This is a genomic window from Bacillus sp. CR71 (genome assembly GCF_003429245.1).
GTDB classification, from domain to species: Bacteria; Bacillota; Bacilli; order Bacillales; family Bacillaceae_G; genus Bacillus_A; species Bacillus_A thuringiensis_S.
On the sequence record NZ_CP031748.1, the window covers coordinates 1850008 to 1863784 of the forward strand.

A 13777-nucleotide genomic window follows, 5' to 3' on the forward strand; every position below is an offset into this window, starting at 1 on the left:
AATATGTAACGAGAAGGAAGCTGTGCTTAAAAACAGCTTCCTTTTTTGTAGTGGTGTTAATTTATGTGCATTTAGGGAAGAAATATAAGAAATAATCCGGTGAGAAGGGAATTAGAAAAATGAATGATGAGAAAAAATATACAGTGGTAGGTACTGATGTTGAGGAAGTAAAGCGTTTAAATAAAAATTCAGGGTTAACGTATAATCAAGTGAAAGAAATGTTAGCAAAGCAAATGCAAAAAAGAAGTAATTAGATTGAAATCTTTCATTTTTTCATTTAGCATTTTGATTGGAGAGAGTTAAGTAAAAGGTAACTCTCTTTTTCGTGTAACGAAGCACCTTATAGAGTGGAGGAAGCAACATGAAGAAATGGGTAAAGGTAACGCTGTCTATCGCTGGAGGCATTGTCTTATTAGCGTGTGTCGGCGGATATTACGTGTATAAAAATTATTTTCCAAAGGAACCTGAGCGTATTGTATATGATAAAGAAAGAGTGCTACAACCGATACATAATCAGCTTAAAGGAATCAATATAGAAAATGTAAAAATAAAAGAAAAAGAAGTCGTAAATGCGACTGTAGATGAGCTTCAAAAAATGATTGATGATGGAAAGTTGTCATATGAAGAATTAACGAGCATTTATCTCTTTAGAATACAAGAACATGATCAAAATGGAATAACATTAAATTCTGTTACAGAGATAAATCCTAATGCGATGGAAGAAGCAAGAAAGTTAGATCAAGAGCGGGGTAGAAACAAAAATTCGAATTTATATGGTATTCCTGTCGTTGTAAAAGATAATGTACAGACGGAAAAAGTGATGCCGACTAGTGCAGGAACTTATGTATTAAAAGATTGGATTGCAGATCAAGACGCAACAATTGTGAAGCAGTTGAAAGAAGAAGGAGCATTTGTTTTAGGAAAAGCGAATATGTCTGAGTGGGCGAATTATTTATCTTTTACAATGCCAAGTGGGTATAGCGGGAAGAAAGGACAAAATTTAAACCCGTACGGTCCGATTACATTCGATACTTCAGGATCAAGTTCAGGATCTGCTACAGTAGTTGCGGCAGATTTTGCGCCGCTTGCAATTGGAACAGAAACGACGGGATCGATTGTTGCACCAGCGGCGCAGCAATCAGTAGTTGGGTTACGTCCATCTTTAGGTATGGTAAGTAGAACAGGAATTATTCCATTAGCTGAAACTCTTGATACAGCAGGACCTATGGCAAGAACAGTAAAAGATGCAGCAACGTTATTTAATGCAATGATAGGTTATGACGAAAAAGATGTTATGACAGAAAAAATGAAAGATAAAGAAAGAATTGATTATACAAAGGATTTATCAATAGATGGATTAAAAGGGAAAAAGATAGGGCTTCTTTTTTCTGTAGACCAACAAGATGAAAATAGAAAAACAGTAGCAGAAAAAATTAGAAAAGACCTTCAAGATGCAGGTGCGATATTAGCTGATAATATCCAGTTAAGTGCTGAGGGTGTAGATAATTTGCAAACATTAGAATATGAGTTCAAGCATAATGTAAACGACTATTTTTCACAGCAAAAAAATATACCGGTAAAATCGTTAGAAGAGATTATAGCGTTTAATAAAAAGGATAGTAAAAGACGAATAAAATACGGACAAACATTAATTGAGGGGTCTGAAAAATCTGCTATAACGAAAGAAGAGTTCGAAAACGTAGTACAAACGAGTCAAGCAAATGCAAAAAAAGAGCTAGATAGGTATTTAGTAGAAAAAGGTTTGGATGCTCTAGTTATGATTAATAACGATGAAATTCTTCTATCAGCTGTAGCTGGTTATCCGGAATTAGCGGTTCCTGCTGGATATGATAAAAATGGAGAACCAATCGGTGTAGTGTTTGTAGGGAAACAGTTTGGTGAAAGAGAGCTTTTCAATATGGGATATGCGTATGAACAGCAGTCTAAAAATAGAAAATCACCTAGTTTATAAAAAGATTATATGAAAAATAACTGGAGTCCACCGAAATATGTTGGTGGATTCCAGTTAAACGAATCTAACAATATGAAAAGAAAAAAAGGATTCTTCTCAATTAGTAAGAAAGATTGTCTATAGGAGTTCATAAAATGTAATAGATTCAATTTCCATCCATTGGAGGGGGAGGTTAATTCTTAATGAATGAAGTAAAGAGTTTTTTTCGAAGTAGAGGGTTTCAACGGTTTCTCGTTTTAATAATAGTAGCGCTTGTATTATATGCATTAAAAAGTATGATCAATTTAATATTAATTACGTTTATACTGACGTTTTTAATGGATCGATTTCAACGTTTTATTTCAAGGGAATTGAAAGTAAACCGGAAAATTGTTATTGCATGTTTGTATATAATACTAGTTTCCTTTATAGGCACAACGTTATATAAATATTTACCTGTGCTGACGATACAAATTTCACAATTAATTTATCAATTTAAACTATTTTTTCAAAATCCACCTGATAATGAAATCGTTAAATATGTACTTTCGACAATTAATGGGATGGAAGTATCAAAATATATAGAACAAGGTGTAGATGTTATATATCAATCAATAGCAAATATAGGGAAGGTAAGTTTACAAATATTATTATCTCTAATTTTAAGCTTATTTTTCTTATTAGAAAAAGAGCGTATTATTACATTTACATCTAAGTTTAAAGATAGTAAGTTAAAAATCTTTTATGAGGAAATTGCATATTTTGGTGAAAGATTTGCAAGATCGTTCGGAAAAGTAATTGAAGCTCAGTTTTTAATTGCCGTTGTAAATTGTATTCTTACTGTCATTGCATTAATTGTTTTAGGATTTCCACAGCTACTTGTATTAGCTGTTATGGTTTTCTTACTAGGGTTGATTCCTGTTGCAGGTGTGATTATTTCTTTGTTTCCACTTTGTATCATTGCTTACAACGTAGGCGGAGTTATGTACGTAGTATACATACTCGTGTTCATAACAGTAATCCACGCTCTTGAAAGTTATTTTTTAAATCCGAAGTTTATGTCTGCAAAAACAAATTTACCAATCTTTTATACATTTATGATTCTCATCTTCTCAGAGCATTTCCTCGGAATATGGGGGCTTATTATCGGGATACCAATCTTTATCTTTTTATTGGATGTACTTGATATAAATAATGAGGATGCGACTAAAAAATAAGAAATGATAGAAAATCATTAAAAAGTCATAGGGGATAATGAAAATAAAAAAGCAATCCAAAATAAATTGGATTGCTTTTTATCTTAATTAAAGAACCGGAGCCATTGTTTCTTTTAATACTTGAACAGAGTGATCGAATTTTAATTCTTCTTCTTCACTTAATTCAACCTCTAAAATTTCACGAACACCGCCGCGATTTAAAACAGCAGGCACCCCGATATAAACATCTTTTTGACCATATTGACCTTCTAAGTAAGCTGATACAGTTAATACACTATTTTCGTCGTTTAAAATTGCTTTTGTAACACGTAGAAGTGACATACCGATACCATAATAAGTTGCGCCTTTACGCTCAATAATATGGTAAGCTGCATCACGGACGTTTATGAAAATTTTGTCTAAATCTTCTTGATTATACGTGTTGTCTTTTTCAAGCAGTGTTTGTAGTTTTTGGATACCAACGGAAACATGACTCCAAACAGGAAGTTCAGTATCGCCGTGTTCTCCGATAATATAAGCGTGAATGTTGTGTGGACCAATATCGAAGTACTCACCTAACATATAGCGGAAACGAGCAGAATCAAGCGTTGTACCAGAACCGATTACACGTTCTTTCGGTAAACCAGATTCTTTCCAAGTTACGTAAGTTAAAATATCTACAGGGTTTGTTGCGATTAAGAAGATGCCATCAAATCCGCTATCCATAATACTGCGAACGATTTGTTTAAAGATTTTAGCGTTTTTCTCAACTAAATCTAAACGTGTTTCGCCTGGTTTTTGTGGTAATCCAGCTGTAATAACTACAAGGTCAGCATCTTTACAATCTTCGTAGCTGCCTTTCCATACTCTAGTTGGAGCTGGTGCGAATGGAACAGCATGACTTAAATCCATTGCCTCCCCTTCAGCTTTTGCCTCATTTACATCGACTAAAACAAATTCTTCAGCTACGGCTTGGTTAATCATGCAGTAAGCATAACTACATCCAACTGCTCCTGTTCCTACTAATACAACACGGTTAATACCTTTTTTCATTTCAAAATTCCTCGCAATTTCATTGATTTTATTATGTAAGATAATACGTCTTACTTCTATAGAGTCATATCTAGTTTATTACATTTTATAAAAGATATTCAAGTATTTGAAAATGTATCCGTGCAAATCCGCGAACAAAACATAGGAATTCAGTGAACCGAATATAATTCAGTAAAATCCTTTGTAAAAGGGGAAATGGCATGGGGAACCCATTAGCAATGGAAGAAATGCTTCATATTATTCATGCAGGGCTTGTCAAAAAGAATAACCCAAAACGGATTACGATTGCAGGTGCAGGGATTTCTGGATTAGTTGCAGGTTCTTTATTAAAAGAGGCTGGGCACGAAGTAACGATTATAGAAGCAAATAACAGAATAGGTGGCAGGGTGTATACGATTCGGGAACCATTTAGTGTGGGTTTATATTTTAATGCGGGACCGATGAGAATCCCTGACACCCATAAGTTAACCTTAGCGTATATTCATAAATTTAAACTACCTTTAAACCTTTTTATAAATAAAACTTTTGCAGATATCATTTATACGAATAACATTCAAACGAGATTGAATGTGTTTGAAAATGATCCAAGTGTACTTGAATATCCGGTTTTGGATAAAGAAAGAGGAAAAACGGCAGAAGAGCTAATGATTGAGGTATTAGAACCAATACTAAATTATATTAAGAAGGATCCTGATAAAAACTGGCTTATCGTTGAAAAAAAGTATAAAACGTATTCGCTTGGTTTATTTTTAATGGAGTATTATTCAGATGGTGCAATAGATATGATTGGGGTACTTCTTGATATGGAAGCTTATATGGGAATGTCCTTAATTGAAGTATTACGTGAAATGATTTTCTTTACTTCAACGACGAAATATTATGAAATAACTGGTGGAATGGATAAGTTATCGAATGCATTCTTACCACAATTAAGAGAACATATTTTAATGCCATATAAGGTTGATAAAATTATACAAGAAGATAATAAAGTAATGTTACAAGGAAATCATGAACAAACGTTAGAGCAATTTACAATAACAAGTGATTTTGCTATTATTACAATTCCATTTTCAGCGTTAAGATTTGTAGAAGTTCAGCCATACTATTTATTCTCTTATTTTAAAAAAAGAGCAATTCGTGAATTAAATTATATTGCTGCAACTAAAATTGCAATAGAGTTTAAAAGTAGATTTTGGGAGAAAGCGGGACAGTGTGGCGGTAAATCTATTACTGATTTACCGATACGGTTTACATACTATCCGAGTTATGGCATTCATACTCCAGGACCAGCTATCGTAATAGCAAGTTATACGTGGGCAGATGAGGCGTTAACATGGGATAGTCTCCCGCAAAGAGATCGTATTCGTTACGCATTAAAAAATTTAGCGGAAATATACGGTGACATCGTCTATAGTGAGTTTGTCACTGGAACATCTTTTAGCTGGAGTAAAAATCCGTATTCTTGCGGTGCATTTACAGCTTTCGAACCAGGCCAAGAGCTCGAGTTATTTCCGTATATTACACCACCATCTGGAAAAGTACATTTTGCAGGAGAGCATACGACATTAACACATGGATGGATGCAAGGGGCAATTGAGTCTGGAGTAAGAGTTGCATATGAAGTAAATGAACAGTGAATCTCTTATATTTACAAATGGTCATTCTTTTAATAAAATGATAAATATAAATCGTAATTAATACGCTTTGAATACATTTGAAGTAAAGAAATGGATGGTCGGTTGAATGAATAAAGTGGAGATTCATATATTAGGTGGTTTTTTAGGTAGTGGAAAATCAACATTATTACAAAATTTATTGTTAGCAGAGAAAAAGAAGAATAGAAAAGTTGCAGTATTAATGAATGAAATTGGTGAATACTCGGTAGATACAGATATTATTGGAAAAGAGAATGTTTTAAGAGAACTTCTTAAAGGCTGTATTTGTTGTACGTTAAAAGAAGAGCTTGAAATACAATTACATTCGTTATACCAACAAGAAAGACCAGATGTCATTTATATAGAAACGACAGGTGTTGCGCATCCAATTGAAGTGTTAGACGCGTGTGTCTCGCCAATTTTAGCTCCTTTCCTGGAAGTGAAATCAATTGTAGTCGTTTTAGATGCAGTAAGGTGGTTAAACAAAAGTATATTAAGTGCAAATGTACAACAGCTATTGCATGAGCAACTGAAATTTGGTAGTCACATTCTTGTTAATAAAGCAGATTTACTAACAGATGAAGATAAGAACATAGTACTTGAAGAAGTAAAGACAATAAATGATCATGCGAAAATGTATGAGACAAAGTATTGTAATATATCTTTAAAAGATATAGAAGAAGCAGAATTTCCAAATGATGAGGAACATGAGACACTACACGTTAAACAGCATTTACATATACAAACGATGACGTATCAATTTACGAAACCGATTGATCAAGACAAATTATATGAATGGCTTTCGAATTTACCAGATAGTATTTATCGAGTGAAAGGCTTTGTGAAATTCCATGGAGATAAATACCCTCACCTATTCCAATATTCGTTCGGAGTACCGACTTTACTGGAACAAGATTTCGGTTTCCCAACAAACTTAGTAGTAATTGGAGAAGGAATAGATAAGAAACGATTGGCTGAAGGGTTAGAGAAAGTAGAACTTAACTCTAATTAAGGTGAAAAGACTAACTTAAAAAATAAGTTAGTCTTTTTGTATGGCCATTACTAAAATGAAACAGTATTTTCAATTGGATTGCAGAATATATATTGATTGTATGTCCGTTTCCATTACATAGGAAGGTGATTATATATTTGTGCCGAATGTAGAGGGTACTACAAGAGTTTTCCATTATCTATCGTATTAGTTAGTCATGATTACGGACAGGGGATTTTGGCGTGTTTGATTCTATCAGAAAGTAAAGTATGGGGAGGATCACAATGTCGATGAAAAAACGTAAGTGGCTAAAGACAATGTTTACTGGTTGTGTTTTAGGTTCGTTATTAATAACGGCAGCTTGTTCAGGAAAGAAAACAAGTACAGAAGATGAAAAAACGATTAAGGTAGGAGTCCTTGCTTCTTTAACAGGACCGCTAGAATCGTATGGAAAACAAACAGTGAACGGATTTGAATTAGGGTTAGACTATGCAACTGGTGGGACTGGGAAAGTAGATGGGAAAAAGATTAAGTTTGTTGTAGAAGATACAGAAACGAAAGCGGATGTAGCAGTGAAGAAAGCTACGAAGTTATTAGAAGAAGAGAAAGTTGATTTTTTAGTTGGATCGTCTAGTTCAAGTGATACGTTAGCGGTTTTACCACTGGCAGAAGAATATGAAAAGATTATGGTTGTAGAACCGGCAGTTGCGGATAGTATTACCGGGAAGAACTGGAATAAATATATTTTTAGAACTGGAAGAAGTTCCTCACAAGATGCGATTGCAGGAGCAGCAGCAATTGCGAAAAAAGATGTAAAGATTGCGACATTTGCCCCAGATAACGCTTTTGGTCGTGAAGGGATTGCTGCATTTAAAGCGGGTGCGAAAAAATTAGGTGCGAACATTGTGAATGAGCAATACGCGGATACAAATTCAACAGATTTTACAGCGAATATTCAAAATATCATTAGTTCAAAACCAGATTATTTATTTATCGTTTGGGCAGGGGCAAATTCACCTTGGAAACAGTTGAAAGATATGAATGTGGAAGCGCAAGGTATTAAAATTTCTACAGGTGCGCCAGATATACCAGCATTAAAAACAATGGATGCATTAGTAGGTATGCAAGGTTTTTCTGTATATTATCACACACTTCCAAAAAATAAAGTGAATGATTGGCTAGTTGAAGAGCATAAAAAACGTTTTAATGGTGCAGTGCCAGATTTGTTTACAGCGGGAGGAATGTCAGCAGCAATTTCTATTGTAGAAGCCTTAAAGAAAACAAAAGGTGATACAGATGTAGATACCTTGATTAAGAAAATGGAAGGAATGGAATTTGATACACCAAAAGGAAAGATGAAGTTTAGAGAGAAGGATCACCAAGCGATGCAGACACTGTATTCTATCACATTGAAAAAGCAAGACGGTGTTGATTATCCGGTGCCAGTGTTAGAGCGAGAATTAACGATGAAAGAAACAGAACCACCAGTTCAAAATAAATAGACTGAATTTTCTGTTGTTTTTGTATAAAGAGGGGGGACCCTCTTTATACATATTTCTTTCATACTCACGGCTTTAAAGGGAGGGGATTTCGTGACACATTTGTTAGAGACGAAAAATCTTAGCGTATCTTTTGGTGAAGATCATGTTATTAAAGATGTAAATTTAACTGTCCAAAAAGGAAAACTCATTTCTATTATCGGGCCAAATGGTGCGGGGAAGACAACATTATTTAATTTACTAAGTGGACAGATTTCACCCACAACAGGTGAAGTGTATTTTAAAGGGCAAGATATTACAAAACTATCGATTTCAGATCGAACACGCTTAGGAATCGGTCGCTCTTTTCAGCTTACAAACATATTCCCAGAATTAACGGTACTTGAAAATGTCCGTTTAAGTGTTCAATCATTCGTACAAGATTACTATAGTTTTTTCCCGAGTCCAGCAAAATTAAAGCAACAAGTTGGAGAGGCGAGACGTTTCTTAAAAACAGTATTACTTCACGAGAAAGAGAACGTATTAGCGAAAGATTTAGCACATGGAGAGAAAAGAAAGCTAGAACTTGCGATGTTATTAGCTTTAAAAACGGATGTGTTATTACTTGATGAGCCGACGGCAGGTATTTCGGTTGAGGAAGTCCCTGCTATATTACAAGTGATTGAAAATATTAAGAAACATCCAGAGAGCACAATTGTACTTATCGAACACAAAATGGATATGATACTAGGTTTGTCAGATCATCTTATCGTTTTATTTCATGGAGAGTTATTGGCTGAAGGATTGCCAGAAGAAATTATAAAAGATGAGCGTGTACAAAGTGCTTATTTAGGGGGATTATATAGTGGCACTATTACAAGTGAATAATATAGAAACGTATTTAGATCAGTTTCATATTTTGCAAGGAGTATCTCTTACTGTTGAGAAAGGGACGATTACTGTACTGTTTGGTAGAAACGGGGCAGGGAAAACAACGACATTACGCTCAGTTATGGGGTTTCACCGGATTGCAGATGGTGAAATTTATTATGATAGTGCAAAAGTAAGTGGATTACCTACACATTTAATTTCAAGGAAAGGAATAGGGTATGTACCAGAAAATCAAGGTATTTTTCATGATTTGACAGTAGAAGAAACATTCGCTCTTGCTAGGGGGAAAGGTGAAGAAGTAGAAGGGAAAATAGAGTGGATGCTGGAACTATTTCCGGATTTAAAGCAGTTTTGGAATAAGAAAAGTGGGCTCTTGAGCGGAGGGCAAAAGCAAATGTTGGCTATTTCAAGAGCGTTTATTAATAGTGATGGATTATTACTTATTGATGAACCGAGCAAAGGGCTATCCCCGATAATGGTGGAGAAATTAATGGTAGCTATTTTGAAGATGAAAGAGAAAACAACAGTTTTACTTGTTGAGCAAAATTTTATGATGGCTAGTCAAATTGGCGATTATTTTTACATTATGGATAACGGACGAATTGTTCATAACGGTTTTATGAATGAATTAAAAAAGGATAAGGAAATGTGTCATAAATATTTAGGAATCTCTTAACATGAACCCGAGGTGAAAAGGATGGATGTGTTAATAAATTTATTTGTAAATGGGATTTCAACAGGGATGCTCATTTTTTTGTTAGCATCAGGTCTTTCACTTATTTTCGGTCTAATGAGCGTTTTAAACTTTGCACACGGTGGTTTATTTGCGTGGGGAGCATTTACAGGTGTTTGGTTATTTAATATGACAGGAAGTTATATATTAGCTTTAGTTGGAGCAGTAGCTATGGGAATGTTCCTAGGATTTATTTTAGAAAGGTTTCTTATTAGACCAGTATATGGAAATCATGTTCGACAGCTGCTCGTTACGCTTGGAGGAATGCTCGTTCTTAGTGAGTGTATTAAAATATTTTGGGGGCCAAACCCTATTAGTGCAAAATTACCGTTATGGTTACAAGGAAGTTTTACATCCGGAGGTATTATATTAATTAAATATCGTCTATTTGTTATTTTGATTGGGATAATTATTTACATTGCACTACTATTATTACTCAAAAAGACGAAGATAGGTCTTATGATCCGTGCTGGTGTAATGGATAAAGAAATGGTTCAAGCGCTTGGTATTAATGTAAAAGCGATATTTTCTTTCGTCTTTTTATTAGGAGCAGGGATGGCAGCTTTGGGAGGATTCTTATTAGCACCGTATTCGGGCGTTATTTTCGCCGAGATGGGCATGCAGTATGCAATTTTAGCATTTATAGTAGTAATTATCGGTGGATTAGGAAGCGTACAAGGTTCAGCTATTGCTTCTTTAATTGTCGGATTAGCTGGTGCTTTTACAGCGTATTTTATACCAGATTTATCACTTGCAATTAATATGTTAATGTTACTATTTTTCTTAATAGTGAAGCCAACTGGACTTGTTGGTGAAAAGGGGTGAAATGGTGAACAACACATCGAACCGAATTAAAGTATACTCCGGAGTATGTATGCTCATTTGTTTAAGTGTATTTCCGTTCGTAAATGATTCACGGAGCCTGTTAATTTTGTTCACTCAAATCTTCATCTTTGCTATTTTTGCAATGAGTTTTGATGTATTGCTTGGGTATACAGGAATTGTATCGTTCGGTCATTGTATGTTCTTTGGGATAGGAGCATATGGGGTAGCGCTTTTATTTGATCGACAAGGCGTATCAATAACGAACTTTTTAATTGGAATAGTAGCTGCAATTATCGTTTCAGCAATCGTTAGTTATATAATTGGTTTGCTTTCTTTACGATTGAAAAGTCATTTTTATGCAATGTTAACACTTGCTATTTCACAGTTGTTTTTCGTACTTGCTGAAAAATGGCGTGGGCTTACTCACGGAGGAGATGGTTTTACATTTGGGGTACCAGAAATATTCCGTGATCGTTTTACTTTTTATTATGTATCACTTGTATGTTTATGCTTCATTTTTATTCTATTACGTCTTTTTACAAAGTCTTCTATTGGGAAAGTATTAAAGGCAATTTCACAAAATGAACAACGTGTTGAAGCACTTGGATATAAAGTCCTCCATTATAAAATAATCGCAAGTGTAGTCGCAGGAATAGTAGCTGCAATTAGCGGTGGTTTATTTGTTATTACATTACGCTTTGTCAATACGACTGTATTTTCAATTGAAATGACACTAAATGCACTCTTAATGACAATGATTGGAGGAGTCGGAACATTAATTGGAGCTATTGCTGGGTCTGGGATTATTGAATCACTAAAATATTATTTATCAGAACTAGCGACGGAATATCCGATTTTTGAAAGATGGACGATTATTCTAGGTTTATTGTATATTATCGTGCTACTCGTTTTTCCGAAAGGATTGGTTGGGACGGTTAAGAAATTGAAGAGTTTTAAAAGGAATAAAAAGGAGAAAAGTACAGAAGTGGAGCAAAACGTGTGAAAAATCAATTGTATACAAAATAAAAATCCCTCTTGTATATTCGTTAAAGAGGGATTTTTATTTTGAAAAAAGTTTGTAATCAAAGTCATTTTATTAATCAAATAGTTCATCAGGGATATGCTTGATAAAGGTTTGATTCGTAAAAAAATGAACAGCTAAATTCTCAAGGGGAACATCTTCAATTATTACTAATGTATCATTTTTAATCGGTAAAAAAGCTATTCCTTTTCCATCAGCAATAAACTCTTCCATAAGCGAATAAGAATCCAACTGTTGAAGTTGTCGCTGAGATAGATTGTTTTCTTTTAGAAATTGTATTGTCTTATTCCTAAAAGGGCACTTTTTGTCATTGCTAACGAAGAAAATTTCTTTTGAATAATCAATGGTACATTTTTCTTTCGCTTTTAATAAGCCTACAGAAATTGAGGTTGTGAACACTTTTTTAAACGATGCGTCAGGATAATCCTCATAAGTTATGACCATATCAACTTTTTGTTGCTGCAGTAATTTTTGCAAATGACTACTACTTTCTACATATATTTGATAATTTCTGAAATTTACTTTAATACGCTTACTTAAATAATTTGTCAAAATAGATTGTGACGTCGCTATTATATAAGAAGAACCACTCGTTTTAATTTCATCTTTTACTTCTTCTAATAGAGTTAATATTTTATTCGTGTAATCTAATAAAATGTCACCAGCAGGTAACAAGGAAACACCTTTGTTATCTCTATGTAGTAAAGGCGTTTCTAATTCTTGTTCTAATTTTTTGATTCGCTCAGTTACGTTCGGTTGAACATATCCTAACTCTTTAGCAGCTTTACTAATAGAACCCTCACTGGCCACAGTTTTGAATATAATAAGATCATTTATTTCCATGTATCTCAGCCCCTTATGCACTATCATTATAAATGATACCAAACATAATTTATACCTATTTTACGTTAGCCGCTTATCGATTTATCATAATGTATATAAGATTGAAAGCGAGTGATAAACATGATTGGAATGCAATATAAGGTCATTTTTCCAAAGGATTATGACATGGAAATTATTAAGAAAAGGGTAAAGGATAATGGCTATAAAACTGATGGTTTCCAAGAACTAAATTTTAAAGCTTATTTAATTACGGAAACGGAGAAAGACGGGAATTTTTATAACTGCTATGCACCTTTATATATTTGGAATGGTCATGAAGGGATGAATAAATTTATCTTTGAAGGGTATTACGATAACATTTTACAATCTTTTGGATGGCAACAAATACATATAGGTGTTCCATTAGTGGTTAATCTAAGTGATGGATTTAAGAAAAGTAGATATGTTGTTGAATATGCAGGAAGTATTTCTCAAAGTAAAACGTTGATTGGGACTCAATTAAACACGATAAATGAAAATGTACAAAACAATGAAAAGTGTTTAGGGAATGTAATCGTTTATAATCCGGATAAATGGGGATACAGTAGGTTTGAGTTTTATGAAGAGAAGCCTGAAATGGTAACAAATAAAGGTGTTACAGTATATGAGATTTTGCACATTTCACGATGAAAACTTGTTGAAATTAAATTAAGAAAAAGGAATGAAAATGTATGCCTTTTGTGAACGTTTATTATCATGAAAATATATTAAATAAAGAAGAGCTGAAAAAGATAGGTGAATGTATTCATCTGTCATTAATTGAACATTTTAACATCCCTGAAAATGATTTTTTTCAAATGTTTTTACCTTATCAACAAAATCACTTTTTATATAATCCATATTATTTATTAGAAAGAGGAGAAAAGAGAACGGAGAATATGATTTATGTTTCTATTACATGTGGACCGGAAAGAACGATAAAACAAAAAAGGAATTTATATCAGTCGATATCCTTGAAGGTTTCTAAATGCTCGGGGATAAAAAGTGCAGATATTTTTATTACGCTAAATGAGACATCTGCTGAAAATTGGTCATTTGGTCAAGGATTGGCACAATTGGTAAAAGTGAAGGGTGAGTGAA

General features: G+C 33.9%; 14 protein-coding genes. 12 read left to right on the plus strand and 2 right to left on the minus strand.

Features of this window, described 5'->3' with window-relative positions; genetic code table 11:
- The first annotated feature begins 119 nt into the window (after positions 1 to 119).
- The 3 genes from DOS87_RS30075 to DOS87_RS09505 all read left to right on the plus strand — a co-directional run bounded on the left by DOS87_RS30075 (position 120) and on the right by DOS87_RS09505 (position 3168).
- Positions 120 to 254, plus strand: a complete 135-nt coding sequence (locus DOS87_RS30075; protein WP_000997346.1) for a hypothetical protein — start codon at positions 120 to 122, stop codon at positions 252 to 254.
- Positions 255 to 361: 107 nt separating this feature from the next.
- Positions 362 to 1972 (plus strand): amidase family protein, encoded by a 1611-nt coding sequence (locus tag DOS87_RS09500; RefSeq protein ID WP_000759451.1) that lies wholly within the window; start codon positions 362 to 364, stop codon positions 1970 to 1972.
- Positions 1973 to 2154: 182 nt separating this feature from the next.
- Positions 2155 to 3168 carry an AI-2E family transporter gene (locus tag DOS87_RS09505; protein WP_001006594.1) on the plus strand — a complete coding sequence of 338 codons (1014 nt, stop codon included), beginning with the start codon at positions 2155 to 2157 and terminating at the stop codon, positions 3166 to 3168.
- An 87-nt stretch (positions 3169 to 3255) separates the two neighbouring features.
- Here the strand turns inward: DOS87_RS09505 and DOS87_RS09510 are convergent, their stop codons facing one another.
- Positions 3256 to 4200 (minus strand): L-lactate dehydrogenase, encoded by a 945-nt coding sequence (locus DOS87_RS09510; RefSeq protein ID WP_000715322.1) that lies wholly within the window; start codon positions 4198 to 4200, stop codon positions 3256 to 3258.
- 200 nt (positions 4201 to 4400) lie between these two features.
- Between DOS87_RS09510 and DOS87_RS09515 the strand changes: the two genes are divergently transcribed.
- The 7 genes from DOS87_RS09515 to DOS87_RS09545 all read left to right on the plus strand — a co-directional run bounded on the left by DOS87_RS09515 (position 4401) and on the right by DOS87_RS09545 (position 11776).
- The gene (locus tag DOS87_RS09515) at positions 4401 to 5837 is read left to right on the plus strand and encodes a flavin monoamine oxidase family protein (RefSeq protein WP_000527999.1); all 1437 of its coding nucleotides are present in this window, start codon (positions 4401 to 4403) and stop codon (positions 5835 to 5837) included.
- A gap of 106 nt (positions 5838 to 5943) precedes the next feature.
- Positions 5944 to 6867: a CobW family GTP-binding protein gene (locus DOS87_RS09520; protein ID WP_001044926.1), complete on the plus strand. Its 924-nt coding sequence runs from the start codon at positions 5944 to 5946 to the stop codon at positions 6865 to 6867.
- Positions 6868 to 7130: 263 nt separating this feature from the next.
- A complete protein-coding gene (locus DOS87_RS09525) occupies positions 7131 to 8348 on the plus strand; it encodes a substrate-binding domain-containing protein (protein WP_000061996.1) in 1218 nt (405 codons plus the stop codon).
- A gap of 90 nt (positions 8349 to 8438) precedes the next feature.
- Positions 8439 to 9212, plus strand: coding sequence for an ABC transporter ATP-binding protein (locus DOS87_RS09530; protein ID WP_000149310.1), 774 nt, complete (start codon positions 8439 to 8441; stop codon positions 9210 to 9212).
- Complete coding sequence (locus DOS87_RS09535; protein ID WP_001196709.1) at positions 9190 to 9891, plus strand: ABC transporter ATP-binding protein; 702 nt, start codon at positions 9190 to 9192, stop codon at positions 9889 to 9891. Before DOS87_RS09530 ends, DOS87_RS09535 begins: the two co-directional genes overlap by 23 nt.
- Positions 9892 to 9912: 21 nt before the next feature.
- On the plus strand, positions 9913 to 10773 hold the full coding sequence (locus DOS87_RS09540) for a branched-chain amino acid ABC transporter permease (protein ID WP_000382788.1): 861 nt from the start codon (positions 9913 to 9915) through the stop codon (positions 10771 to 10773).
- A gap of 49 nt (positions 10774 to 10822) precedes the next feature.
- Entirely contained in the window at positions 10823 to 11776 is a 954-nt protein-coding gene (locus DOS87_RS09545; RefSeq protein ID WP_002083259.1) for a branched-chain amino acid ABC transporter permease, read from the plus strand.
- Between the two features lie 93 nt (positions 11777 to 11869).
- On the opposite strand, the gene DOS87_RS09550 is transcribed toward DOS87_RS09545, so the two are convergent.
- Positions 11870 to 12658 (minus strand): LysR family transcriptional regulator, encoded by a 789-nt coding sequence (locus DOS87_RS09550; RefSeq protein ID WP_000404994.1) that lies wholly within the window; start codon positions 12656 to 12658, stop codon positions 11870 to 11872.
- A 120-nt stretch (positions 12659 to 12778) separates the two neighbouring features.
- Here DOS87_RS09550 and DOS87_RS09555 point away from each other — a divergent pair, with 120 nt between their 5' ends.
- The gene (locus DOS87_RS09555; RefSeq protein WP_000579873.1) at positions 12779 to 13327 is read left to right on the plus strand and encodes a DUF4865 family protein; all 549 of its coding nucleotides are present in this window, start codon (positions 12779 to 12781) and stop codon (positions 13325 to 13327) included.
- A gap of 41 nt (positions 13328 to 13368) precedes the next feature.
- A complete protein-coding gene (locus DOS87_RS09560) occupies positions 13369 to 13776 on the plus strand; it encodes a tautomerase family protein (protein ID WP_001117255.1) in 408 nt (135 codons plus the stop codon).
- The last annotated feature ends 1 nt before the right edge of the window (position 13777 follow it).